Below are 24,444 nucleotides of genomic sequence, written 5' to 3'. Positions count from 1 at the left end.
CAGTCCCGTTCCGAACGGGCTGGGGAAAACACGATGCCGACCGGGCCGCGCTGGAACCACACACCTCCCCCGGAGGAGGCGTACGAACGTACGTTCGCCTTCCCTGGTGAGTTGCGGAACGTGACGGGTACGCGACTCGCGGCGGAGGAGTTCCTGTGCGGCCTCGCGCGCACGTCGCCTCCGGCGACCCCGGAGTACTGGGACGACATCCTGCTGGTCGTCACGGAACTGGCCGCCAACGTCGTCCAGTACGCCCCTGGCCCCTTCGAGCTGCGCATGCGCCGCACGTTCGACGGCGTGCACGTCACGATGCACGACACCAGCACCGTCCCGCCCGAGCCGCGACCGTTCCGGCCGAGCAGGGGCGGCGGCGGCATCGGATGGCATCTCCTGCACACGCTGTGCGACCAGGTCAGCGTGGTCGTCACGGACAACGGCAAGGACGTGCACGCCTTCCTGCCCTGGTGACGGCGTCGCGGTCCGTGCGGCGCGCCGGGTTCGAGCCCGCCCCGACCGGCGCGCGTCCCTCGGCGGGAACCCTCGAAACCGCCACTGGCACAGCAGTACGCCGCATATCCGTGCGGCACGCGGGTTACCCGGGGCCGCGGAGGGGCATGCTGGTGCCCACGCGTTCGTCTGCCTGCCGGACCCGACTGGCGCAACGGCTCGGGGCACGGTGGGATCGATGTGGTGCGAAGCAGCGATCCGGGGCATGCGAACGGCGTCGAGTCGAACCGCCTGGAGCCGCAGAAAGGGATGGACACCGTGACACGACCCAGGATCCTGGTGGTTGGCGCAGGCTTCGCCGGAGTGGAGTGCGTGCGCCGCCTGGAACGGAAACTCACCCCCGACGAGGCCGATGTCACCCTGGTGACGCCCGTCGCCTACCAGCTCTATCTGCCTCTGCTGCCTCAGGTCGCCTCCGGCGTGCTCACACCCCAGTCGATCGCCGTGTCGCTGCGCCGGAGCAAGAAGTACCGCACCCGGATCGTCCCCGGCGGTGCCATAGGCGTGGATCTCAAGGCCAAGGTCTGCGTCATCCGCACGATCACCGACGAGATCGTCAACCAGTCGTACGACTACATCGTGCTGGCGCCCGGCAGTGTGACCCGCACCTTCGACATCCCGGGGCTGACCGAGCACGCCTTCGGCATGAAGACCCTCGCGGAGGCGGCCTACATCCGCGACCACGTCATCTCCCAGCTCGACCTCGCCGACGCCAGTCACGACCCGGCGGAGCGCGCCTCGCGGCTGCAGTTCGTGGTCGTCGGCGGCGGCTACGCCGGCACCGAGACCGCCGCCTGTCTGCAGCGGCTGACGCACGCGGCCGTCAAGCGCTACCCGCGGCTGGACCCGGGCCTGATCAAGTGGCACCTGATCGACATCGCGCCGAAGCTGATGCCCGAGCTGGGCGACAAGCTCGGCCGCAGCGCCCAGGAGATCCTGCGGCGACGCGGCATCGACATCTCCCTGGGCGTGTCCATCGAGAAGGCGGGCCCCGAGGAGGTCACCTTCACCGACGGCCGGGTGATCCCCACGCGCACCCTGATCTGGACAGCCGGTGTGGTCGCCAGCCCGCTGATCGCCACGCTCGGCGCGGAGACGGTGCGGGGACGGCTCGCGGTCGACTCACAGATGACGCTCCCGGGCCACGACGGGGTCTTCGCGCTCGGCGACGCGGCCGCCGTGCCGGACAAGGCCAAGGACGAGGAGAGCGCGATCTGCCCGCCCACCGCGCAGCACGCCATGCGCCAGGGCAGGAGGGTCGCCGACAACGTCATCGCGACTCTGCGCAACCAGCCCCTGCGTCCGTACGAGCACCGGGACCTCGGGCTCGTCGTCGACCTCGGAGGCAAGGACGCCGTGTCGAAGCCGCTCGGCATCGAGCTGCGCGGCCTGCCCGCGCAGGCCGTCGCCCGCGGCTACCACTGGTCGGCGCTGCGCACCAACGTCGCCAAGACCCGCGTCATGACGAACTGGCTGCTCAACGCGGTCGCGGGCGACGATTTCGTGCGCACCGGATTCCAGACGCGCAAGACGCTGAGGCTCAAGGACTTCGAGTACACCAACGCCTACCTGACGCCCGAAGAGGTGCGGGCACACGTGGAGGGCCGCGGCGGCGACGGCCCGGCGGTCTGACGCGGTCGTCCTCGGCCGCCGGTCCCGCGCCTGGCCGGCGGCCGCCCGCGGTGGCCGCGGACCGCCCGTGCCGCCATGCTGGGTGCGGGATCACGACGTGACACGGGAGAGAGCACGGCGGCGTGAGGACTGCGGCGGGACGGTCGGTGCGGGCGGAACTGCGGGAGCGTCTCGCGGCGTCGGATCCCGGACTGCTGCGGCTGGCGGCGGGCCTGCGGACCGTCGTCGCCGTCGTCCTCGCGCTGACCGCACTGAGCCTGCTCGGGGCCGATCCGACCCACCTGGTGGCTGGCGCCATGGCGGCGATGGCCGCCACCTTCGCGGTCCGGGAGAAACAGCGGGCGCGGCAGGCCGTCACGCTCGCCCTGGGTGTGCCGGTGGCCCTGGCCTCGGTGTCGCTGGGAGCGGTGCTGCACTCGCACGTCGTGGTCGGCGACCTGTACTTCGTCGCGCTCATCTTCTGCGCCGTCTACGTCCGCAGGTACGGGGACCGCGGCACGACGCTCGGGCTGATCGCCTTCCAGGTCTACTTCCTCTCGCTGTTCGTGCACGCGACCGTGCCGGCACTGCCGGCGCTGTACGGCACGATCGTCCTGGCGTTCCTGTGCAGCGCCCTCGCCCGGTTCGTCCTCGTGCCGGGGACGCCCGCGGGCACCCTCGACAGGCTGCGCCGGGCCTTCCGCGCCCGGCTCGCCCAGCTCATCGAGGCCCAGACCGAGTTGCTCGACGCCGGCCCGGAGGAGGTCGACAAGGTCCTCACGGAGGTCCGCGACAGGACGGCCCGGCTGCACGAGACGGCCCTGATGATCCAGTCCCGGCTGCCGGACGGCACCTCCGACGAGGCGGCGGCGCGGCTGCTGCAGCGCCGGATCGCGGACGCCGAGATCGCCGCGGAGCGGCTGGGGCTCCTGCTGCTGACCGCACGCAGGGCCGAGCGGGCGGACACGCTCACCCTGCACCTGCCGGGCGCGCCGCTCCCCGGCGGCGAGCTGCCGGTGCGCGACGAGTCGGCCGCCGAGCTGCGCCGCGCCCTCGCGACACTGCGTCTGCTCGTGCTGCGGCTCGTGTCCGAGGACGCGGGGTCCACGCTGTCCCAGCTGCGGAACCGGCTGCTCGGCTACCGCGAGGAGGAGAACCTGCCCGATGCGCCGCCGGCCGTGCAGGACGTCTTCCGCGGCATCGGCGAGGCCGCGCGGGCGGTTCTGGGGTTGCGGATCGCCCTCGACGGCCGGCAGGACGAGTCCGGCGACACCCCCGCGACGGCCCGCTCGCGCGAGGAGCTGGAGGCGGAGGACGCGGCGCTCGCGGGCGAGGAGGGCGAGGGGAAGGCGGAAGAGAAGCCGACGGGCCTGCGGCGCCCGACCACGCGTGCGGCCGTGCAGGTGTCGGTCGGGTCGGCGCTCGCCATCGTCGGCGGTGAGCTGCTCTCCAGTCATCGCTGGTACTGGGCGGTGCTCACCTGCTGGATCGTGTTCATCAACACCGAGTCCACCGGGGAGATCCTGGTCAAGGGCTACCGCCGGCTGGTGGGCACGGTCTTCGGCGTCGTGGCCGGCATCGGCCTGGCGGGGCTCGTCGGGCATCACACCTGGACGACGTTCGCCCTGGTGCTGCTGTGCATCTTCGCGATGTTCTACACGGCACCGCTGTCCTACACGCTGATGTCGTTCTTCGTGACGGCGATGCTGGGCCTGCTGTACACGCTGCTCAACACCTACAGCATGTCGGTGCTGATGGTGCGCGTGGCGGAGACGGCGCTGGGCGCGGCGTGCGGGATCTTCGCGGCGGCGGTGGTCCTGCCGGTGCAGACCGACCGCCGTACGAGTGAGCTGCTCATCGGCGCGCTGGACCGGCTCGCCGACGTCACGCGGGCCGCGGTCGACCAGCTGAGCGGAGGGCCCCCGACCGATCTGCTCGACCGGGCCCGCGAGCTGGACCAGGCGCTGGACGACCTGAGCAGCTCGACGCAGCCGCTGACCCACCCGATCGCGCCGCAGCGGTCGCGCCGGGACACCGCCCGCTACGTCGTGGCGCTCCTGGAGACCTGCGCGTACCACGCGCGTGCGCTGGCGGCCACCGCCGAACTCCTGCCGGAGCACCCCTCGATCGCCGCGGATGCCCGGTTGCGCGTGGTGGGGCAGCGCATCGTGCACAACATCGAGGCGATCGCCGGGCACGTCGCCGAGCCGTGCGGCGCGTCCGAGGTCGAGACCGGCCCGAGCATCGCCTCCGTGCTCCGGCCGGGCACCCTGGCCGCCCCGCACTACGATCGCGTGACCGACCGGGTGCTGCGGCATCTGCAGCGCCTGGACGAGGCGGTGGTGGGCCTGGCCCGGCCGCTCGGGGTCCCGGTCGCACAGCGGAAGAAGTGACCGCCGGGGGCGCCCCGGCACCGGACGGACGGCGGCCCGGTCGCTCAGACCCGGCACCAGCGCGCCGCGGCGAAGGAGAACACCCCGAACAGCAGCAGCCCGGCCGCGACAGCCGCCAGCAGCCAAGGGCCGGCGGGTGTGCCGGCGAAGGACCTGAGCGTGTCGTCGAGGCCCTTCGCCCTGTCGGGCCGGTAGTCGACCGCCGCGCGGACGGCGAAGACCCCCGCAGCGGTGAACACCACACCACGGGCGAGGCCGCCGGCGACACCGGTCGCGTCGACGAAACGCCGCGTCCGCGCGGACATCTCGCCGGTCCTCAGTTCTTCGGGGTACACGCGCCGCACGGCCTGGACGCCGATCCACACGCCGGTCACGACGACACCGGCGCCCACCGCGCCCACGATCCACTGCCCGCCGGGCACGCCGAGCACCCGTGCCGAGATGTCGCGGGACTGCTGGTCGCTGGAGCGGGGGCCGCCCGAGCCGGCCGCGAACGACAGCACCGACCAGGCGAAGACCGCGTAGAAAGCGCACCGTACGAGTCCCAGCAGCCGCATCCGTGCCGTACCGCCGTCGGGACCGACCGAGCCGAAGAGCGCCTCCGACAGCCGCCACACCGCCATGCCGAGGAGCCCGAAGCCCAGCGCCCACAGCAGGACGCCGCCCAACGGCTGCTCCGAGAGCTCGGCGAGGGCACCGCTGCGGTCCGCCGGCTTGTTCTGTCCGCCGACGGCGATCCCCAGCGCCAGCAGCCCCACGAGGAGGTAGACGGCTCCCCGCGCCGCGAGGCCGGCCCTCGCGGCCCATGCCGTCACCGCGCCGACCGCCCCACTGCGGGAACGGACCCGCGCGCTCCGCGCGACAGCACCGGCGTGCACGGCGGCCTCGCCTCCTCCCGGTCGGTCTCCCTCCGACTGACCGCTCCGGACGCCGTCAAACCCGTGGGCCTGCGCTCCCATCGGGGCGTCGTTTCGGGGTAGGCGGGCGGTATGGCCGATGTCGTGGATTCAGATGAGCTGTTGCGGCGCATCCAGCGGGGCAGGGACCGCGCGGTGGCGGAGGAGCGAGCCTGGCAGGCGCGTGCGGAGAACCTGCGGGCGACCGATCCGGAAGGAGCGCGGGAGGCGTTCGTACGGGCATGGGCGTACGAGGCCGTGTCTCGTGTGCTGGACGAAATCGCCGCACCGGGCAGGCACGGAGAGGAGGCCGGAGTGAAACAGGTCACGTGACCCGCTCCCGGTTATACGAAGTCCCCCTAGATGGTTTATCGTTCATGCATACGTGGCAATGGAGTCGACCGAGCCGGTCCTGCCTGTGCCACCCCTGACGGCCCTGGCTGGCCTCCCCCGTCCAGCCAGGGCTTTTTCCTGCCCTCCGGGACCGGAGCCCCAGGATCTTCCCTCCCCGAGGTGCTCAGGGCGGCGGCAGCGGCTGAAATGGGTGCAGGCACAACACCGGAACCCCCGCCGGCGAGGAGCCCCGCGCCATGACCAAAGCGATAAAACTGCTGACCGCCCTTCCGCAAGTGCAGCGCGAGCGTCTGATGGAGCTGGCACAGGAGGTCTCGTTCCCCGAGGACACCAGGATCTTCGAAGCGGGAGGCACCGCCGACCGCTTCTGGGTGATTCGTTCGGGCGCGGTCAACCTCGACCAGGAGGTGACGCCGCAGCAGCGGGTGGTCGTTGCCACCCTCGGTGCCGGCGACCTCCTCGGCTGGTCGTGGCTCTTCCCGCCGTACCAGTGGGACTTCGGCGCGGTGGCCTTCAGTGCCGTGCGCGCGTACGAGTTCGACGCGGCGGCGGTGCTGGGCCTGTCCGTGGAGGACCCGTTGCTCGGGCTGTCGCTGGTGCGGACCGTCGCCGAGATCCTCGCCCACCGCCTGGAGACGACCCGGGGCAAGCTGATGGACACGTACGCGCTGCGCCGCCGCGGCCCGCTGTAGGCGGCGCTCAGACGCGGTAGCGGCGCAGTGCCGGCACAGCGGCGGCCAGGCCCAGCATGAGGGCCACGACCAGCAGCCCGCCGCCCGTGACGGCGGCCCGCGGACCGAAGACCGAGCCCGCCGTGCCGTGCAGCACGTCGGCCAGGCGCGGGCCGCCCGCGACGACGACCGTGAACACGCCCTGCATACGGCCGCGCATCTCGTCGGTGGCGGCGGACAGCAGGATCGCGCCGCGGAAGACCATGGAGATCATGTCGGCGACTCCGGCGGCCGCCAGGAAGGCCAGGGCGACCCAGAGGTTCCGGCTCAGTCCGAACCCGGCGATGGCCACGCCCCAGCCGACGACCGCGCCGATCACCATCCAGCCGTGCCGCCGCGCCCGGGAGAAGGCGCCCGAGAGCAGTCCGCCGATCACGGCGCCGACGGGGATCCCGGCGAACAGCACACCGAGCGCGAGCCCTTCTCCGTACGACGCGTACGTCTGGGCGGCCAGCTGCGGGAACAGGGCCCGGGGCATGCCGAGGACCATGGCGATGATGTCGGCGAGGAAGGAGAGCAGCAGCACCTTGTGCAGCGAGATGTAGCGGAAGCCCGCCGCGATCTCCCGCCACCCGGCGCGGCGGGCCACCCCCTGCCCCAGCGGAGGCAGCGGGGGCAGCTGTACGACGGCCCAGACCGTGACGCACAGGGCCAGGGCGTCGATGAGGTACAGCTCGGGCAGGCCGATGACCGGGATCAGCGCACCGGCCAGCAGGGGCCCGGCCACCAGCCCGGTCTGCATGACGGTCGAGCCGAGGGCGTTGGCGGCGGGCAGTTCCTGCGCGGGCACCAGCCGGGCTATGGAGGCGTTGCGGGCCGGTGCGTTGAGGCCGAAGAACGCCTGCTGCATCGCGAGCAGGACCATCAGCACGGCGACCGAGTGGAGCCCGGTGACGGCCTGCGCCCAGAACAGCAGGGAGGTCACGGCTATCCCGCCGTTGGTGACCAGCAGCAGCTTGCGGCGGTCCACGGTGTCGGCGACCGCCCCTCCCCACAGCGCGAACACCACCATGGGCACGAGACCGGCGAGGCTCGCGTAGCCGACCCAGGCCGAGGAGTGGGTGATGTCGTAGATCTGCTTGGGTACGGCGACGGCGGTGAGCTGGCTGCCGACGGCGGTGACGATGGTCGAGGTCCACAGCCGCCGGTAGGCGGGGCGACGCAGGGGGCGGGTGTCCATCGCCCAGCGGCGCCAGCCGTGCCGGGGCGGGGGCGGCGGGGCCAGCGGGCCGGACTGCGGTTCGGTGCTGCTGCCTGTGCTCTCGCTCGTGTCCACGGGCTTCCCGTTGCTCGCTGTGGTTGCTCACTACATCTTTCGATGCGAGCTTCACTATCGCAGCAACTCCCGCAACCGCCGAACCGTCATTCCGCGCATCCGGCTGTCCCGGGATTCCGGCTGTCTCAGGATTCCGGATTCCGGCTGTCTCAGGATCCGGCGACGAGCATGGCTCCGAGCCCGATCATCGTCGCGGCGACCAGACCGTCCAGGACGCGCCAGGCCGAGGGTCTGGCCAGGAAGCGGCCGAGCAGCCGGGCGCCGAAGCCGAGGGCGGTGAACCAGCACAGGCTGGCGAGCGCCGCGCCGAGCCCGAAGGTCCAGCGCAGGGCGCCGCGGTCGGCGGCGAGGGAGCCGAGCAGGAACACGGTGTCCAGGTAGACGTGCGGGTTGAGCCAGGTCATCGCCAGGCAGGTGAGCACCGCCCGCCTGCGGGAGCCGACGGCCTCGCCCTCCGTCCGCAGGCCGGTTCCGGGCCTGAGGACACGGCGGGCGGCGAGGGCGCCGTAGCAGAGCAGGAAGGCACCGCCGATCAGCCCCACCACGGTCAGCGCCCCCGGCCACGCCACGACGACCGCGCCCACACCGCCGACGCCCAGCGCGATGAGCGCCGCGTCGGACAGGGCGCAGATCCCGACGACGGCGAGGACCGCGTCACGGCGTACCCCCTGGCGCAGGACGAAGGCGTTCTGGGCGCCGATGGCGACGATGAGGGAGAGGCCGGTGCCGAATCCGGCGGCCGCGGTGGTCAAGGCGTTGGACATGCCCTTGACGCTAGGCAAAGGGAGCACCCCGCGTACAGCTAAAGATTTTTACGTACCATTAACAGCTGTAATGACGAAGGGAGGGTGCGCATGATGCCCGAGCTCCCCCTCGACCAGGTGCGGACGCTGCTGGCGGTGGTAGACGAGGGAACGTTCGACGCGGCGGCCGCCGCTCTGCACGTCACGCCGTCGGCGGTCAGTCAGCGGGTGAAGGCGCTGGAGCAGCGCACGGGCCGGGTGCTGCTCCAGCGCACGAAGCCGGTGCGGCCGACGGAGTCCGGCGACGTACTCGTGCGGTTCGCCCGGCAGCTGGCCCGGCTGGAGCGCGACGCGCGCGGCGAACTCGGCATGAGCGGGGCCGGGGAGCCGACGAGGGTGTCGATCGCGGTGAACGCGGACTCGCTGGCGACCTGGTTCCTCGGGGCGCTCACGCGCGTGCCGCAGGAGCCACGGCTCTGTTTCGAGCTGTGGCGCGAGGACGAGGACCACACGGCGGCGCTGCTGCGCGAGGGGCTGGTGATGGCGGCGGTGACCTCGTCGCCCGACCCCGTGCCGGGCTGCTCGGTGCGCGCACTGGGCCGGATGCGCTACCTCCCGGTGGCGAACCCCGCCTTCGCCGCGGCGCATCTGGGCGGGCCGCTGCGGGACGCGCTCGCCGAGGCCCCGGTGGTGATCTTCGACCGGCGGGACGACTTCCAGGACGACTTCGTGCGCGCGCTGTCGCAGGGCCGGGGCGCGGCGAGCGGGCTGCGGCACTACGTTCCGACGTCGGAGGGGTTCGCCGAGGCGGTGGCCGCGGGCCTCGGCTGGGGCATGGTTCCGGAGGCGCAGGCCGAACCGCTCCTGGGCGCCGGCCGCCTCGTCCGCCTCGCGCCGGAGCGGTCGGTCGACATCCCGCTGTTCTGGCAGCAGTGGAAGCTCGACTCCCCCGCGTTGGCGACGGTGGCCGAGGCGGTGGCGGCCACCGCGGGGGAGGCACTGCGGGGGTAGCGAGGCCCCTCAGGCCGGACGCCCCTCGGACCGCGCGCCCCTCGGGACCGAGCGCCCCTCAGGATCGAGCACCCCTCGGACCGGACACCCCTCAGGCCGGACGCCCCTCAGGCCGTCGGCGATTCCCCGCCCCGGCCGGCTCCGGACTCGTACCGGCCTCCAGCGTCCCGGCCGCGCTGTCCAGGAGCATGTCCAGGGCCGTCGGATACGCACTGGTGGGCATGCGCGTGGCCAGCAGGGGGGCCGCCTCGGCGATGCGGGGGTGGGTGGTGCGGGGCAGGCGGGCGTAGGTCGAGTTCCACTTGTCGTCGTCGGCCCGCTGGGAGGCGCTCGGCAGGGCCAGGGTCGCGGCGTCGAGCGCGGCGAAGGCCAGTGTCTGGTCGATGAAGGCGTGGTAGACGCGCACGGTGTCCGGCAGCGGGAAGCCGGCCGTGCGCAGCACGTCGAGGACGGCCTCGTCGGCGGCGAGCTCGTGCGCCCGCCCGGTGACCCGGTTCGCGGTCAGCAGGGCCGCCTGCGGGTGCGCGACATACGCCGCGTGGATGCGCAGCCCGATGGCCCGCAGGTCCGCCCGCCACCGCCCCGTGGGCTCCCAGCCGCGCAGCGCCTGCCCGATGAGCGCGTCGCCGATGGCCAGGGTCAGGTCGTCCATACCGCGGAAGTAGCGGTACAGCGTGCTCGGGTCGCAGTCGAGGGCCAGGCCCAGGCGGCGCGCCGTGAGCCCCGTGCTGCCGTGTTCGCGCAGCATGCGCAGCGCGGTCTCGACGATCAGCCGCTCGGACAGCACGGTGCCGCTCCTGGTCGGCCGGCGCCGCCGACGCTTCTCCTCGGGCACCACCGGTTTCGGCACGGCTCCCACCCTCTCGTGGCCGACGTCTTATGCCAACGCCATTGACCTTACGTGAGCCCGGGGCGTTGTATCTCGGGCCAAGGCGCGCCCTGTCTTCGACTTCGATTTGGATCGTGAGGGAGTTTCGCCATGCGTGTGCTGCTCGTGGGAGCAGGCGGTGTCGGCACCGCCATCACCCGGATCGCCGCCCGGCGTCCGTTCTTCGACCTGATGGTCGTCGCCGACTACGACCTCGCCCGGGCCGAGGCGGCGGTCGCGGCCCTCGGCGCCGACGGTGCGCGCTTCCGCGCCGAGCGTGTGGACGCGGGCGACGAGTCGGCGGTGACCGAGCTGCTGGCGCGCCACGGCTGCGACGCGCTCCTCAACGCCACCGATCCGCGCTTCGTCATGCCCCTGTTCCGGGCGGCGCACGCGGCCGGCGCCGGCTATCTGGACATGGCCATGTCCCTGTCGCGGCCGCACCCGGAGCGCCCGTACGAGGAGTGCGGTGTCAAGCTCGGCGACGAGCAGTTCGCGCTGGCCGCCGACTGGGAGAAGTCCGGCACGCTGGCACTGGTCGGCATGGGCGTGGAGCCCGGCCTGTCGGACGTGTTCGCCCGGCACGCGGCCGACGAGCTCTTCGACGAGATCGAGGAGATCGGCATCCGCGACGGCGCGAACCTCACCGTCGAGGGCTACGACTTCGCCCCGTCCTTCAGCATCTGGACCACGATCGAGGAGTGTCTGAACCCGCCGGTGGTGTACGAGGCGGAGCGCGGCTTCTTCACCACCGCGCCGTTCAGCGAGCCCGAGGTGTTCGACTTCCCCGAAGGCATCGGACCGGTGGAGTGCGTGAACGTGGAGCACGAGGAGGTGCTGCTGGTGCCGCGCTGGGTCGACGCGCGGCGGGTCACCTTCAAGTACGGGCTCGGAACGGAGTTCATCGACACGCTCCGGACGCTGCGCCGGCTGGGCCTCGACCGCACCGGCCCGGTCACCGTCCCCGGCCCCGCGGGCCCGGTCGCGGTCTCGCCCCGGGACGTCGTCGCCGCGTGCCTGCCCGACCCGGCGACGCTGGGCGAGCGCATGCACGGCAAGACCTGTGCGGGCACCTGGGTGCGGGGTACCAAGGACGGCGCGCCGCGCGAGGTGTACCTGTACCACGTGGTCGACAACCAGTGGTCCATGGCGGAGTACGGCTGCCAGGCGGTGGTGTGGCAGACCGCCGTCAACCCGGTGGTCGCCCTCGAACTGCTCGCCACTGGCGCGTGGTCGGGCTCGGGCGTCCTCGGCCCGGAGGCGTTCCCGGCCCGCCCGTTCCTGGACCTGCTGACCGCTTACGGCTCGCCCTGGGGCATGCGGGAGCAGTGAACGCGCCGGCACGGCCGCCCCGGGACCCTGGTCATCGGCCGCTTGCGGCGGGACGGACCACGGTGTCCCAGTGAGACGAGGGAGACCGGGATCGAACCGGCTCTCACCCGTCCTCGGGCGGCGGCGCCGCGGGCAGCCGCAGGGTGAACTCGGCTCCCCCGCCCGGCTCGCTCGCCGCCTCGGCCGTACCGCCGTGGGCGGCGACCAGGTGGCGGACGATGGCCAGGCCCAGGCCGCTGCCGCCGGTGCGGCGGCTGCGGGACTTCTCCGCGCGCCAGAACCGGTCGAAGACGTGCGGCAGGTCCTCGGGGGCGATGCCGGTGCCGGTGTCGGTGACGGTGAAGACGGCCCGGTCGCCGTCCCGGCGGGCGGCCAGGGTGACCGTGCCGCCGGCGGGCGTGTGCCGCAGGGCGTTGGAGACCAGGTTGCCCAGGGCCTGCCGCATCCGTACCGGGTCGGCGTGCAGCCAGGGGTCGCCGTGGGCCTCGGTGCCCAGGGCGACCCCGGCGGCGTCTGCCGCGACCCGGTGGGCGGCGGCGACCTGGTCGAGCAGTTCGCCGGCGCGCACCGGCTCGCGGTGCAGGCGCAGGGTGCCGGCGTCGGCGGCCGCCAGGTCCTGGAGGTCGTCGATGATGCGCTGGAGCACCAGCGCCTCCTCGTGCAGGGAGCCGAGCAGCGCGGGATCGGGGTCCACGAGGCCGTCCCGGGTCACCTCCAGCCAGCCGCGGATGTTGGTGAGCGGACTGCGCAGTTCGTGCGCGATGTCGCTGACCATCGCCTTGCGCTGGGCCTCCAGGCGTTCCCGGCGCTCGGTGAGGTCGTTGAATGCCTCAGCCAGGATGCCGGTCTCGTCCCGGGTGGTCAGCGGAACCCGCACATGCAGTTCAGGCGGCTGCTGGGCGGCCTCGGTCAGGGCGCGCAGGGGCCGTACGAGCCGGGTCGCGACCACGGCCGTGACAGCGACGGTGAAGGCGAGGACCAGTGCGGCCGCGCCGACGATCTTGGCCTTGTTGGCCGGTGACATGTCGAAGCGGGACGCGGCCTGGTCCCCGATGCCGAGGAACAGCTGGGCCACGGGGGCGACGTACGGGTCGAGCTGGACGGGCAACGCGCTGTCGGCACAGCTCTGTATCCTGCGCAGATCCTCCCCCCGGTCACTCGCCCTCCTGAGGCCGAACTGCGCAACGACACCGAGGGACTTGGAGACTCTCGGATCGATGTTGAGAAAGAAGGACGAGCCCGAGTCGAGACCCTTGCGGTCCATGCAGGCGCGGGTGCCTTGCATCAGCACGTCGAGGGCCTTCCGCTCCGTGCGGGTGGGGTCTTCGGTCGGCCACATGCCGCCGCACTCGTTCGGGAACAGGTCACTGGCATCCGTCTTGTCCGTGTTGATGAGTACGGGCCGGCCGCTCCGGGTCCGCTCGATCTTGATCATCGAGACGCCGTGCTGGTCGTAGCACAGCCGCCGCTTGCGCGCGATGGCGTCCAGTTGGTCGCGTTCCTTGGCAGGCAGCATGTACGGCCCCACCGCACGCGGGTCGACACCGCTGAGCTGTGCCCCGGGCTGGGTGTAGGTGTCGGTGTGCAGGGGGTCGACGGTGGCGGCCGGCTGGGGCGGCAGCGGGGTGCGGCGCGATGCGGAATCGGCGATGAGAGTGCGGTCGGCGGCGGTCAGGGCGATGCGCCGGCCGGTCTGTCCGGCCAGGTCACGGACCAGGTCCTGGACTCCTTTCCAGTCAGGGTGGGTCGCCGCGTAACCGCTGAGCCGGGCGAGGATTCTCGTGTCGGCCTTGAGGTCCTGCCCCTGTTCCTGCTTCAGGGCGCGGGTGGTGGTGGTCACCGCCAGCCAGGCCGTCGCCGCCACGGAGCACACGGCGATCAGGGCCGAGGCGAGCAGCAGCCGGACGAGCAGGCGTTTGCGCAGCGGTATCCGGGGTTTCATCCGCGTCCGCCGCTCAGCTTGTAGCCGACCCCGAACACGGTCACCAGCCGCACCGGCCGCCGCGGATCGGCCTCGATCTTCCTGCGCAGGTTCATGATGTGGACGTCGACGGCCCGTTCGGTGGAGGACCGGTCGAAACCGCGGGTGCACTGCAGCAGCTGCCGCCGCGTGAACACCCGGTCCGGCTCCCCGGCCATGGCCAGCAGGATCTGGAACTCGGCCGGGGTGCACTCCACCGGCACACCGTCGCAGCGCACCTCGTGCCGCACCGGGTCGACGCAGATGCCGCCGGCGCGTACGGCGGCCTCCTCCCGGACTCCGGCGCCGTGACCGCTGCGCCGCAGGACCGTACGGATGCGGGCCATCAGTTCGCGCGGACTGTACGGCTTGGTCATGTAGTCGTCCGCGCCCAGCTCCAGGCCGAGCAGGACGTCGTCCTCGTCGGAGCGGGCGGTGAGCATCAGCACGGGGATGCCGGGGTCGTCTCCGGTGGCGCCACGCAGCACCCGGCACACGCCGAAGCCGTCGATCACCGGGAGCATCAGGTCGAGGACCACCAGGTCGGGTCTCAGTCTGCGGGCCGCGTCCAGGGCGGCCGAGCCGTCGTGGACCACGGTGGCGGTGTGGCCCTCCGCCAGCAGGGACCGGCGTATGAGTTCGGCCTGCATCTCGTCGTCCTCGGCGACCAGCACATATGCGCACACGGGGCGGATCCTAGGCGGTTCAGCGGGCGAGCCAGTCGGCGTGCCCCATGACGACGACGGGGTGCCGGTCCGGGTCGAGGGCGCAGAGCAGTTCCTTCATGTGCGCCTTCGGGATGCTGAGGCAGCCGTGGGTGGGGCCGCCGTGGTCGACGTGGATCCAGATGCCGCCGCCGCGGCCCGCGCCGAGGGGGCGCGTCCAGTCGAGGGGCGAGGTGCCGGGCCTGCGGTTGTAGTCGATGGCGATGACGTAGTCGAACGAGCCGGCCAGCGACTCGCCCTCGAAACCGGTGCCCGGCGAGGTGAAACCGTTGGAGCGGTCGTACGGCAGCCGACTGCCCGGGTCCGAGAGCAGGCCCCCGGCGTCGGTGAGGGTGTAGACACCGAGCGGGGAGCGCAGGTCCCCGGCCAGGTGATGGTCGCTCCAGCCGCGCAGCGCGTTGTGTCCGGCCCAGCTCGCGCCCGCCTGCCATCCGGTTTCCGTGCGCTCGTGCAGGACGACGGTGGACACGGACGAGTTCCTGCCGCGTCCGGTCGCCACGACCGCCTGGCGCGACCGGGCGGGTATCGCCTCCCACGTCCGCGGACCGAGTCCGGGTATCCGCTGCGGGGCCGCCTCGACGGAGGTCTCCGGTGCCGCCGAGACCGTCGGTGTCGGGCTCTGGGACGGGGCCGGGGTCGTTTCGAGGCGCGGCGCCGCCGCGGCGCCGCCGCCGCATCCGGTGAGCAGGAGGGGGGATGAGAGGAGTGCGACGGCGGTTCTGCGATTGATCATTCTCCGACCATGGCCGAGACATGTGAGGAACTCGTCAGGTTCCTCTGTCCGTTCGGGACATGGCCAAAGACCCCGGATCCGCCTTACTCCTCGGCCGGCTTGCCCTTCGTGTACAGCCAGGTGTGGAACAGTCCGTCCAGGTCCTTGCCGGACTCCCGCTCGGCCAGCCGCACGAACTGCGCGGTCGTCCCGTGCCCGCCCCGGTGCCCGGCCGCCCAGGTGCGCAGGATGCGGTAGAACGTCCGGTCGCCGACGGCCTTGCGCAGCTCGTGCAGGACCATGGCGCCGCGGGCGTAGACGGGGGTGCCGAAGATGTCGGCGCCGCTGCCGGGGTCGCCGGCCGGGAAGGCCCACAGATCGTCGCCGGCCGGCTTCGCGTACAGCTTGTCGAAGGTCTTCTGGGCGCTGTCGCCGCCGTGCTGCTCGCTGTAGAGCCACTCGGCGTAGGTCGCGAAGCCCTCGTTGAGCCAGATGTCCTTCCAGGCGGTGAGGGAGACGGAGTCGCCGAACCACTGGTGGGCGTTCTCGTGCACGAGGGTGCTCAGGTCGGGCGCCGAGTCGTACTCGGGCCGGCCCTGGGTCTCCAGGGCGAACCCGACGTTCGGCGCCCGGTCGACGATCGATCCGGCGGCGCGGAAGGGGTAGGGGCCGAAGAGCCTGCTCTCCCACTCCAGGACGGACGGCAGCTTCCTGAGGACGGGCGCGGCGGCGCTCGCCTCCCGCGGGTCGACGGCGTTGTACACCTGTATGCCGTCGCGCGTGGTGTACTGCTCGACCTTGAACTTGCCGACGGTCGCCGTGGCGAGGTAGGCGGCCATGGGCTCGGTCTGGCGCCAGCGGAAGGTGGTGTGCCCGTGCGCGGTGCGCTGTCCCAGGAAGACGCCGTTGGCGACCGCCGTGCGTCCCTCGGGGACGGTGATCGTGAAGTCGTAGGAGGACTTGTCCTTGGGGTGGTTGTTCGCCGGGAACCAGGTCATCGAGCCCTGCGGCTCGCCGGCGACGAAGGCACCGTCGTCGGTGGGGATCCACCCGTCCACGGAGCCGTCCGGGTCGGTGACCGGCTTGGGGGTGCCGTTGTAGGTGACCTTGACGCGGAACTCCTGGCCCTTGCGAAGGGCCCGGCGCGGAGTGACGACGAGTTCCTGTCCGTCGCGGCGGAAGCCGGCCGTGGTGCCGTCGACGGTGAGGCGGGTGACCTTCAGTCCCTTGAGGTCGAGGTCGAAGCGGGTCAGCCGCTGGGTGGCGCGGGCGGTGAGGACCGCCGTGGCGTCGAGGTGGCGGGAGGCGGTGTCGTAACGCAGCGTCAGGCCGTAGTGGCGGACGTGGTAGCCGCCATTGCCCTCGAACGGGAAGTAGGGGTCTCCCACGCCGGCCGAGCCGGTCGTCCCGGCCGCGGCCGGACCGGCGGCCGCGAGCAGCGCCGCGACGGCGACGGGGACGGTGGCGAGAACCGCCTCGCGGCGGAGGACTGCGGTGCGTCGTCTGGCGGCCGGCCGGCGCGGTGGCGTCACGTGTCGCTCCTCGGGGGGATGGCGAATGATCAAACGCCCCACAGACTAGGCGGCCAAGTTGAACAAAATCCCCCTCGTTCAGGTCAAGTTACGCCGCGTCGCCGATCAGGGACGGTCACCTTCCCGACTCGCCACAGTACGCTTCCGGCGCCCGACCCACCTTTCGACGGAGGCCCGTGCATGACCGTCCGCGTACGCCGGATCTACGAACCGCCCGAGCCGGAGGACGGCGTGCGCGTCCTGGTCGACCGCCTGTGGCCGCGGGGCCTGTCCAAGGACGCGGCCCGGGTGGACGAGTGGCCGAAGGCCCTCACCCCGTCCACCGAGCTGCGTCGCTGGTACCACTCGGACGAGGGCTCGTTCGACGAGTTCCGGAGCCGTTACGAGGCGGAGCTCGCCGCGCCGGAGGCCGCCGGGCTCCTCGACGGCCTCCGGGAGTCGGCCCGCGAGGGCCCGGTGACGCTGCTGACCGCCTCCAAGTCCCCGCAGGAGAGCCACGCCTCGGTGCTGGCGGAGCTCCTGACGGACTGACGTCAGGCCGTCTGCTTCGCCGCGGCCCGCCCGGCCGCACGCCCCGAGAAGAGGCAGCCGCCGAGGAAGGTGCCCTCAAGGGCGTTGTAGCCGTGGACGCCGCCGCCGCCGAAGCCGGCGACCTCGCCCGCCGCGTACAGCCCGCCGATGGGCTGTCCGTCGGCGCCCAGGGCGCGGGAGTCCAGGTCGGTCTGGATGCCGCCGAGGGTCTTGCGGGTGAGGACGTGCAGCTTGACGCCGATCAGCGGTCCGGCCGCCGGGTCGAGGATGCGGTGCGGAGCGGCGACCCGGCCGAGGCGGTCGCCGATGTAGCGGCGGGCGTTGCGGATGCCCTGGACCTGGGAGTCCTTGCTGTAGGGGTTGGCGATCTGCAGGTCGCGCGCCTCGATCTGGCGGCGCACCTCGGCCGCGTCGAGCAGCGCCTTGTCGGTGAGGCCGTTCATCTTCTCGACGAGCTTCTCGAGGGTGTCCGCGGTCACGAAGTCCGCGCCGTTGCGCAGGAAGGCCTTCACCGGTCCGGGCGCGCCCTTGCCGAGCAGCCGGTCGCGGAGCACCGCCTTGCGGTCCTTGGCGGTGATGTCCGGGTTCTGCTCGGAGCCCGACAGCGCGAACTCCTTCTCGATGATCTTCCGGGTGAGCACGAACCAGGAGTGGTCGTGGCCCGCGATGTCCTCGGTGGTGCGCAGATGCCTGAGCGTGCCGAGGGTGTCGTAGCCGGGCAGGCAGGGGTCGGGCAGCCGGCGGCCGAGGGCGTCCAGCCAGATGGAGGACGGGCCGGGCAGGATGCGGATGCCGTGGCCGGGCCAGATGGGGTCCCAGTTCTGCAGGCCCTCGGTGTAGTGCCACATACGGTCCCGGTTGACGAGCCGTACGCCCGCCTCCGCGCTGATGTCGAGCATCCGGCCGTCGACGTAGGCGGGGACGCCCGTGACCATCTCCGTGGGGGGCGTGCCGAGGCGCTCGGGCCAGTAGCGTCGGACGATGTCGTGGCTGGCGCCGATGCCGCCGCTGGTGACGACCACGGCCTGGGCGGTGAGTTCGAACTCGCCGATCCGGTCGCGGTTGGAGGCCACTCCCCGCGGCGAGTCGTCGTCGGCGAGGACCGTGCCGCGCACCCCGCGCGCGGCACCCTCCTCGATGACCAGCTCGTCCACCTGGTGGCGGTGGTAGAAGGTGAGCAGCCCGTCGCGGGCGGCCTGCTGGGCGTACCGCGCGAACGGCTCGACGACGCCCGTGCCGGTGCCCCAGGTGATGTGGAAGCGGGGTACGGAGTTGCCGTGCCCGTCCGCGCGCAGGTCGCCGCGCTCGGCCCAGCCGACGGTGGGCAGCAGCGCGATGCCGTGGCCCTCCAGCCAGGACCGCTTCTCCCCCGCCGCGAACTCGACGTAGGCGCGGGCCCAGCGCACCGCCCAGGAGTCCTCGTCCTCGACACGGTCGAACCGGGCGCTGCCCTGCCAGTCGTTCCAGGCGAGGTCGAAGGAGTCCTTGATGCCCAGGCGGCGCTGTTCCGGGGAGTCGACGAGGAAGAGCCCGCCGAAGGACCAGAACGCCTGCCCGCCGAGGTTGGCGGCGTTCTCCTGGTCGACCAGGGCGACGCGCCTGCCCCGGCTGGTGATTTCGTGCGCCGCGACCAGGCCCGCGAGGCCCGCTCCGACGACGATGACGTCCGCGTCCATGGCGACCGTTTTCCTTCCCTAGACGACTCGTTCGGGGGCGCTGCCGCCATCGGCCAGCAGCGCGGTGAGCAGTTGCCCCAGCCAGGCGCGGGCGGTCTCCACGTCCCGGTCCAGCAGCAGTTGGGTGGTGACCCCGTCGTATGCGGCGACCACGGCGTGCGCCGCGCCGTCGACATCGCCGAGTACGGCGGGCAGTTCGGTGTGGCCCTTGGCCCGCGCGAGCCGGTCGGCTATGGCACGTCTGAGGCGGGCCCGGTGGTCGAGGAGCGCCTGGGCGACCTCGGGGTCACGGGCGGCGTGCACCAGGAAGTCGGTCTTCACCAGCAGCCAGTCCACGTCGAGCAGCAGCACCTCGGTGACCCGGTCCACGGAAGCGGGCACGTCCAGGTCGGGGCCGCCGCCGGCGAGCGCGTCGGCGACCTGCTCCGCGATGAGGTCCGCCCGCTCCCGGTACAGCGCGAAGAACAGCTCGTCGAGGGTGGCGAAGTTCGAGTAGAAGGCTCCCCGGCTGAACCCGGCCGCCTCGCAGACCTCCTCGATGGACACCCGCCCGAAGCCCTTGGCGGCGAACACGCCGAATGCGGCCTCGAGCAGTCGGGCCCGGGTCTGGACCCGGCGCCTGGTCACACGCTTGGCCGTGCCCTCAACCGCCATGTCCGACCTCCATTCGATACAGAAATGTATCGGATACATGAACGTATCGAAAGAGCCTCGCCGGCCCCCGCAAGACCATCCGAAAGATCCCCACCAAGATCGAAAGGGAACGTACGTTTGATTAAGGTGGTGGGTAGCGAGCTGCGTGCTGATCCATCTGCTCTACCGCTGGGCGCTGCGCCGCGACTGGCTTCTATGCGGTGGCGTTCGTCCCGCTCCTGTGCCTGGCAGTGGCGATGCCGGTTGGCGTGCCGCTCGGACCCCAGGTGCGTCCGAGGCTCGCCGGACGAGGGGCGCGGTCCGCGCGGGCACGCTGGTTCTGCTCGCCCTGAGGAACTTCGTCTACTTCTTTCCGGCCTACACCGGGCAGACGTTCCGACCTACACCGGGCAGACGATCACGGTGGAGGAATGGCGCGCCCGTACATGGATCCCTGCCGGGATGCCGTTGTGAAGCCGCCGCCACACCAGGCTCGTCGCTTGCCGATCAGTACTTCGTCGACAGCCTTGCCGACCTGAGACTCCGCTGCTTCGTCGCCGCTGCTCGTCGCACGTCGGTCCGAAACTGACGCGCGAGCCGAGGTTGGACGTCCTACTCACCGCCTGACGGCGCTCGGCTTTCTCGCCCTCGCCTTGACTCGCGTACGGCCCTCTGCCCGCACCCGCCACCGTTCGCGCGGCTGGGACGTCTCGGACACACATCTGATCCGCTGTTCCGGACCGTGACCGGCCTCCACGCTCCCGGTCCCGACTGTCGCCGCGCCGCAGGGCATCGCCGATCCACGGGCATTCCACCCGACCTGCCGCCCGGAGTTCGGGAGTTGGAGACAGGCACGCGCCGCACTGTCCGACCGCATGCCGGCCAGGGTTCAGGATCGCCGGCCGTGCCCTTGTGCGCTGCTGACGGACGCCGTCGCAGGGCACCGCTGGCCGCGAGGTGAACAGACGTGAACCGTTGTGCCGCCGTACAGGGCGCCGGCCGTTTCTGTGTATTGCCTGAGAAACGCGGCAACCTTCTGGCCGGCGGCGGCCACTGAAGGGCGACACCGGCTCGGTCTTCCAGAACGGATGAGCATGAAGAAGCAGCAGGCCCCACAGCACCGCCGACGCCGGCTTCGGCTCGTAGTGGGTACACCGCTGGCACTGATCGCCGGAGGCGTCATCGCCTACGGCACGGTCTTCGGGGCGTTCGGCGACGACGCCAAGCCCGAGGCGTCCGCGGCGCCGGCCCCGGTTCCGGGCAACGAGATGGCGGCCGTGGCCGCGATGCAGCCGGGCTGGAACCTGGGCAACAGCCTGGACGCCGGCCCCAACGAGACCGACTGGGGTCAGCCCCGCACCACCAAAGCCCTGCTGGACTCGGTCCGCGACCAGGGGTTCCAGAGCATCCGCATCCCCGTGACCTGGAGCGACCACCAGGGAACGGCACCGAAGTACGCCATCGATCCGGCGTACATGAGCCGGGTCAAGGAGGTCGTCGACTGGGCGATCGCCGACGGCTTCTACGTGATCCTCGACGTCCATCACGACTCCTGGCAGTGGACCAGCAAGATGTCCACCGACCACGACAAGGTACTGGCCCGCTTCAACGCGACCTGGACTCAGATCGCCACCACGTTCCGGAACGAGCCCGCCCAGGTGCTCTTCGAGAGCGTCAACGAGCCCCAGTTCGACAACGCCGACAACGCCCGCAAGGCCGGCCTGCTCAACGAACTGAACACGTCCTTCCACAAGATCGTGCGTGCGTCGGGTGGCAACAACAAGAACCGCCTGCTCATGCTGCCCACCGAGGTCTGCACCCCCGACCAGCGGCTGATGGACAACCTGGCCGCCACGATCAAGTCGCTGCACGACCCCCGGCTGGTCGCCACCGTGCACTACTACGGCTACTTCCCGTTCAGCGTGAACGTCGCCGGCTCCACCCGCTTCGACGCGCAGGCTCAGGCAGACCTGGCCAAAACGTTCAAGCGGATGCGCGACACATTCGTCGCGCAGGGCATCCCCGTCGTCCTCGGCGAGTACGGCCTGCTCGGCTACGACCACGGCCCCGGCGCGGTGGAACGCGGCGAGATGCTGAGGTACTTCGAAGCGCTCGGTCACGCCGCCCGCACCAACAAGGTCACCACCGTCCTGTGGGACAACGGCTCCTTCTACGACCGCAGCAAGCTCCGCTGGAAGGACGCCGGGCTGTTCCGCCAGATCAGGTCGAGCTGGACGACGCGCTCGGCGACCGCCGCCTCGGACAGCGTCTTCGTGCCGAAGTCCGGCCCCGTCAAGGACCGTACGCTCACCCTGAACCTGAACGGCGCCACCTTCACGGCGCTCAAGCAGGGCAGCACGAAGCTGGTCAGCGGCAGGGACTACGCCCTCTCCGGAAACCGGCTCACCCTGAAGGCGGCCGCGCTCACCCGGCTCGTCGGCAACCGCGCCTACGGGGTCAACGCGACGCTCCAGGCCACGTTCTCCCGGGGCGTTGCCTGGCCGATCCGCGTGATCACCTACGACACCCCGGCGCAGTCGGGCACCACCGCAACGACCGGTTCATTCCGGATCCCCACGCAGTTCCGCGGTGACGTGCTGGCGACCATGGAGGCCACCTACGCCGACGGCGGCAACGCCGGTCCGACCAACTGGACTCCGTACCAGCAGTTCAACACCGCCTTCGCGCCGGACTACGCCAAGAAGGCCATCCGCCTCACGCCCGCCTTCCTCGACGCGGTCAAGGACAACGCACGCGTGAAGCTCACCTTCCACTTCTGGAGCGGCGTCACCACGACGTACTACGTGACCAAGTCGGGGAGCACAGTGACCGGCACGGCGTCCTGAACTGGGACCGGCACCCGCCCGGAGTGGCTCTCGGGCGGGCGCCGCGGTCATCCGCGGGCGAAGTCGCTGGCGCTCCGTTCCAGGCGGCGCCGGCGAAGAAGGGCGTTCACGGCGGTGAGACAGGCGATCACGACGGCGATCGCCACGCGGTGTTGGCGGGCATCTCCCTTCGTGCCGGCGTCACCGACAGGTAGAACAACAAGTCGGCGATCTCGATCTACGACGCGCACTACGGCAAGTGAGGCCGTGGTCCGCTGGAACAGCTGAAACAGTTCGCTGAGTGAGACGGCACCCCGCCGGGTGAGTTCCCGGCGGGATGCGTGGCTGCTCGGTGATGGTTCAGGCGGTCAGCACGTGGAGCTGGTCTGGGTGAACAGGCCCATCCGCCACGGCAGTGCGTTGTAGTCGGAGCTGTTGGCGTTGGGGTCAACGCCCTGGTAGACGTACTGCGGTCGGCACGGATCGATGCGCAGGGTCTGGTCGTTGCCGGCGCGGACCATCTCGCCGTGGCTGATGTCCTTCGCTGGGTGCGGGTGCCCGTCTGGCGGAGCGTGCCCCGAGGCAGGGCCCAGCCGCGCCGAAGTGGATGCCGGGCGGACACCGAACGTCCGCCGGGCTCGACCGTCTCACACCGCGGGCCGCTGGAACTGCTGGTTGGTGCCGGTACTGCAGGGCCACTGGATGAGGCGGGCGCCGTCGGCGGTGGAGGCGTTCGCCACGTCCAGGCACTTGCCGCTGTGCCGGGCGATGAGGCTGTAGTAGCCGCCTGGCTGGTTCTGGAACCGCCACTGCTGGTTGGTGCCCGTGGTGCAGTGGTACTGGTTGACGTACGCGCCGTCGGCCGTGGATGCGTTCGCCACATCGAGGCACTTACCGCTGTGCTGGGCGAGGATGCGCACGTACCCATCGCCGGCGTCCTGCAGGCGCCACTGCTGGTTGAGGCCGCCGTTGCAGGTGTACTGGAGAGCGACCGCGCTGTCGGTGGCCGAGTTGTCGGTGACGTCGAGACATTTGCCGCTGTGCCGGGCGATGAGGCTGTAGTACGGGCCGCCGCCGACGCCGGTGACCGTGCCGGCGGCGGTGTCGATGGCGATCTGCGGGTACCAGGGCAGGTTCATGGTGGTCCGGGTCGGGAAGGTCAGCGGCAGCCAGACGTACTGGGAGTCGTTGACGGTGCCGCCCATGGAATTGCCCCAGCGGTCGCCCAGGTAGAGGTACGAGGTGCCCGACGTGCCCTGGACGGGCAGCACGAACGCGGTCTGGGAGCCGTAGGCGGTGGCGTCACCGACGTCGGCCATGGCGGTCCAGGGGCCGGCGAGGCTGGTGGCGGTGGCGTACTTCTGCTGGTTGGGATTCCAGCCGCTGGTGCCGGACGTGAGCATGAAGTAGACGCCGTCGCGCTTGAACAGTGCGGGGGACTCACGGTAGTTGCCCGGCCAGGGGTTGGCGACCAGGGTGTCGTAGCCGGTGTAGTCGGCGGTGAGCTTGTAGATGTGCAGGTCGGCGTTGCCGGCCGCGGAGGTGATCTGGTATGCCGTGCCGTCGTCGTCCTTGAACAGGGTCATGTCCCGGGACGTGGTGCCGGACGGCGGCCGGAAGCTGCCCCGCCAGGCATAGTCGCCGTCGACGGTGTCGGAGACGGCGACGGCGGCGCGGGACTGGTTGTAGTCGGTGCCGTTCTCCTTGTGCATCCACATCACGAACTTGCCGGTGGTGCTGTTGTAGATCACCTTCGGGCGCTCGATGTTGGCGACCGCCAGCTCCGGGTCGCTGGCCTGGGTCAGCACATCGCGTCTGAACTCCCAGGTCTTCAGATCGGTCGAGCGGTAGGCGGAGACGGCCTTGAAGGTGTTGTCGGCGTTGCGGTTCTCACCGAACCAGTAGTAGGAGGAGCCGACCTTGATCACCCCGCCGCCATGGGCGTGCACCACGGATCCCGTGGTGTCGGTGAATTGCGTCCCGTTGGTCACGGTGACCGGGGCGGCCTGGGCGGGCACGCCGGCGACCAGCAGCGTGAAGACGCCCAGGAGGAGGACGAGCACCGGACTGAACGCACCTCTGAGCATGGGCACTTGGCTCCCAACGACAGGGCTTCTGATTGTTGAAA

General features: G+C 71.5%; 20 protein-coding genes and 2 pseudogenes. 10 read left to right on the top strand and 12 right to left on the bottom strand.

Translation table 11 applies throughout. From position 1 onward, the window contains the following. Positions 1-33 precede the first annotated feature (33 nt). The 3 genes from ACIPSA_RS29860 to ACIPSA_RS29850 all read left to right on the top strand — a co-directional run bounded on the left by ACIPSA_RS29860 (position 34) and on the right by ACIPSA_RS29850 (position 4,511). Complete coding sequence (locus ACIPSA_RS29860) at positions 34-468, top strand: ATP-binding protein (protein ID WP_402639848.1); 435 nt, start codon at positions 34-36, stop codon at positions 466-468. A 288-nt stretch (positions 469-756) separates the two neighbouring features. After that, positions 757-2,139 carry an NAD(P)/FAD-dependent oxidoreductase gene (locus tag ACIPSA_RS29855; RefSeq protein ID WP_402639846.1) on the top strand — a complete coding sequence of 461 codons (1,383 nt, stop codon included), beginning with the start codon at positions 757-759 and terminating at the stop codon, positions 2,137-2,139. 122 nt (positions 2,140-2,261) lie between these two features. After that, positions 2,262-4,511: an FUSC family protein gene (locus ACIPSA_RS29850; RefSeq protein WP_402639845.1), complete on the top strand. Its 2,250-nt coding sequence runs from the start codon at positions 2,262-2,264 to the stop codon at positions 4,509-4,511. Between the two features lie 44 nt (positions 4,512-4,555). On the opposite strand, the gene ACIPSA_RS29845 is transcribed toward ACIPSA_RS29850, so the two are convergent. Further along, entirely contained in the window at positions 4,556-5,389 is an 834-nt protein-coding gene (locus ACIPSA_RS29845) for a DUF1206 domain-containing protein (RefSeq protein WP_402639843.1), read from the bottom strand. 111 nt (positions 5,390-5,500) lie between these two features. Between ACIPSA_RS29845 and ACIPSA_RS29840 the strand changes: the two genes are divergently transcribed. Together ACIPSA_RS29840 and ACIPSA_RS29835 are read left to right on the top strand one after the other, a co-directional pair. Beyond that, on the top strand, positions 5,501-5,740 hold the full coding sequence (locus ACIPSA_RS29840; RefSeq protein WP_402639841.1) for a hypothetical protein: 240 nt from the start codon (positions 5,501-5,503) through the stop codon (positions 5,738-5,740). Positions 5,741-5,997: 257 nt separating this feature from the next. Further along, positions 5,998-6,453: a cyclic nucleotide-binding domain-containing protein gene (locus ACIPSA_RS29835; protein WP_402639839.1), complete on the top strand. Its 456-nt coding sequence runs from the start codon at positions 5,998-6,000 to the stop codon at positions 6,451-6,453. A gap of 7 nt (positions 6,454-6,460) precedes the next feature. Here ACIPSA_RS29835 and ACIPSA_RS29830 read toward each other — a convergent pair whose 3' ends face one another. Beyond that, positions 6,461-7,768 carry an MFS transporter gene (locus ACIPSA_RS29830; RefSeq protein WP_402639837.1) on the bottom strand — a complete coding sequence of 436 codons (1,308 nt, stop codon included), beginning with the start codon at positions 7,766-7,768 and terminating at the stop codon, positions 6,461-6,463. A gap of 149 nt (positions 7,769-7,917) precedes the next feature. Beyond that, complete coding sequence (locus ACIPSA_RS29825; protein ID WP_402639835.1) at positions 7,918-8,532, bottom strand: LysE/ArgO family amino acid transporter; 615 nt, start codon at positions 8,530-8,532, stop codon at positions 7,918-7,920. 90 nt (positions 8,533-8,622) lie between these two features. Between ACIPSA_RS29825 and ACIPSA_RS29820 the strand changes: the two genes are divergently transcribed. After that, complete coding sequence (locus tag ACIPSA_RS29820; protein WP_402639833.1) at positions 8,623-9,522, top strand: LysR family transcriptional regulator ArgP; 900 nt, start codon at positions 8,623-8,625, stop codon at positions 9,520-9,522. A gap of 91 nt (positions 9,523-9,613) precedes the next feature. Here the strand turns inward: ACIPSA_RS29820 and ACIPSA_RS29815 are convergent, their stop codons facing one another. Further along, on the bottom strand, positions 9,614-10,372 hold the full coding sequence (locus tag ACIPSA_RS29815; protein WP_402639831.1) for a TetR/AcrR family transcriptional regulator: 759 nt from the start codon (positions 10,370-10,372) through the stop codon (positions 9,614-9,616). 129 nt (positions 10,373-10,501) lie between these two features. Here ACIPSA_RS29815 and ACIPSA_RS29810 point away from each other — a divergent pair, with 129 nt between their 5' ends. After that, on the top strand, positions 10,502-11,722 hold the full coding sequence (locus ACIPSA_RS29810; protein WP_402639829.1) for a saccharopine dehydrogenase family protein: 1,221 nt from the start codon (positions 10,502-10,504) through the stop codon (positions 11,720-11,722). A 103-nt stretch (positions 11,723-11,825) separates the two neighbouring features. Here ACIPSA_RS29810 and ACIPSA_RS29805 read toward each other — a convergent pair whose 3' ends face one another. From ACIPSA_RS29805 to ACIPSA_RS29790, 4 genes are all read right to left on the bottom strand, one after another. Next, positions 11,826-13,664 carry a sensor histidine kinase gene (locus tag ACIPSA_RS29805; RefSeq protein ID WP_402639827.1) on the bottom strand — a complete coding sequence of 613 codons (1,839 nt, stop codon included), beginning with the start codon at positions 13,662-13,664 and terminating at the stop codon, positions 11,826-11,828. After that, positions 13,661-14,368, bottom strand: coding sequence for a response regulator transcription factor (locus tag ACIPSA_RS29800; protein WP_402639825.1), 708 nt, complete (start codon positions 14,366-14,368; stop codon positions 13,661-13,663). The genes ACIPSA_RS29805 and ACIPSA_RS29800 overlap by 4 nt, the downstream gene beginning before the upstream one ends. A gap of 19 nt (positions 14,369-14,387) precedes the next feature. Beyond that, positions 14,388-15,140 (bottom strand): L,D-transpeptidase family protein, encoded by a 753-nt coding sequence (locus ACIPSA_RS29795; protein ID WP_402639823.1) that lies wholly within the window; start codon positions 15,138-15,140, stop codon positions 14,388-14,390. A gap of 83 nt (positions 15,141-15,223) precedes the next feature. Continuing rightward, on the bottom strand, positions 15,224-16,651 hold the full coding sequence (locus ACIPSA_RS29790; protein WP_402639821.1) for a M1 family metallopeptidase: 1,428 nt from the start codon (positions 16,649-16,651) through the stop codon (positions 15,224-15,226). Between the two features lie 180 nt (positions 16,652-16,831). Here ACIPSA_RS29790 and ACIPSA_RS29785 point away from each other — a divergent pair, with 180 nt between their 5' ends. Then, entirely contained in the window at positions 16,832-17,182 is a 351-nt protein-coding gene (locus ACIPSA_RS29785; protein WP_402639819.1) for a DUF488 domain-containing protein, read from the top strand. A gap of 2 nt (positions 17,183-17,184) precedes the next feature. On the opposite strand, the gene ACIPSA_RS29780 is transcribed toward ACIPSA_RS29785, so the two are convergent. Then, entirely contained in the window at positions 17,185-18,858 is a 1,674-nt protein-coding gene (locus ACIPSA_RS29780; protein ID WP_402639817.1) for an FAD-binding dehydrogenase, read from the bottom strand. 18 nt (positions 18,859-18,876) lie between these two features. Continuing rightward, positions 18,877-19,512 (bottom strand): TetR/AcrR family transcriptional regulator, encoded by a 636-nt coding sequence (locus ACIPSA_RS29775; protein WP_402639815.1) that lies wholly within the window; start codon positions 19,510-19,512, stop codon positions 18,877-18,879. A 121-nt stretch (positions 19,513-19,633) separates the two neighbouring features. Between ACIPSA_RS29775 and ACIPSA_RS29770 the strand changes: the two are divergent. Both ACIPSA_RS29770 and ACIPSA_RS29765 read left to right on the top strand, forming a co-directional pair. Next, positions 19,634-19,885: pseudogene (locus ACIPSA_RS29770) on the top strand (phospholipid carrier-dependent glycosyltransferase); the annotation flags it as partial. Positions 19,886-20,585: 700 nt separating this feature from the next. Continuing rightward, positions 20,586-22,337 carry a cellulase family glycosylhydrolase gene (locus ACIPSA_RS29765; protein ID WP_402639813.1) on the top strand — a complete coding sequence of 584 codons (1,752 nt, stop codon included), beginning with the start codon at positions 20,586-20,588 and terminating at the stop codon, positions 22,335-22,337. 347 nt (positions 22,338-22,684) lie between these two features. On the opposite strand, the pseudogene ACIPSA_RS29760 reads toward ACIPSA_RS29765, so the two are convergent. Continuing rightward, positions 22,685-22,858, bottom strand: a pseudogene (locus ACIPSA_RS29760) (alpha-L-arabinofuranosidase); the annotation flags it as partial. A gap of 105 nt (positions 22,859-22,963) precedes the next feature. Continuing rightward, a complete protein-coding gene (locus tag ACIPSA_RS29755) occupies positions 22,964-24,403 on the bottom strand; it encodes an RICIN domain-containing protein (protein WP_402639811.1) in 1,440 nt (479 codons plus the stop codon). Positions 24,404-24,444 lie beyond the last annotated feature (41 nt).

Source organism: Streptomyces sp. NPDC086549, from assembly GCF_044746205.1.
Lineage (GTDB): Bacteria > Actinomycetota > Actinomycetes > Streptomycetales > Streptomycetaceae > Streptomyces.
Note: the sequence above shows the minus strand (reverse complement) of the source record. Positions and strands in the feature narration are given on the sequence as shown.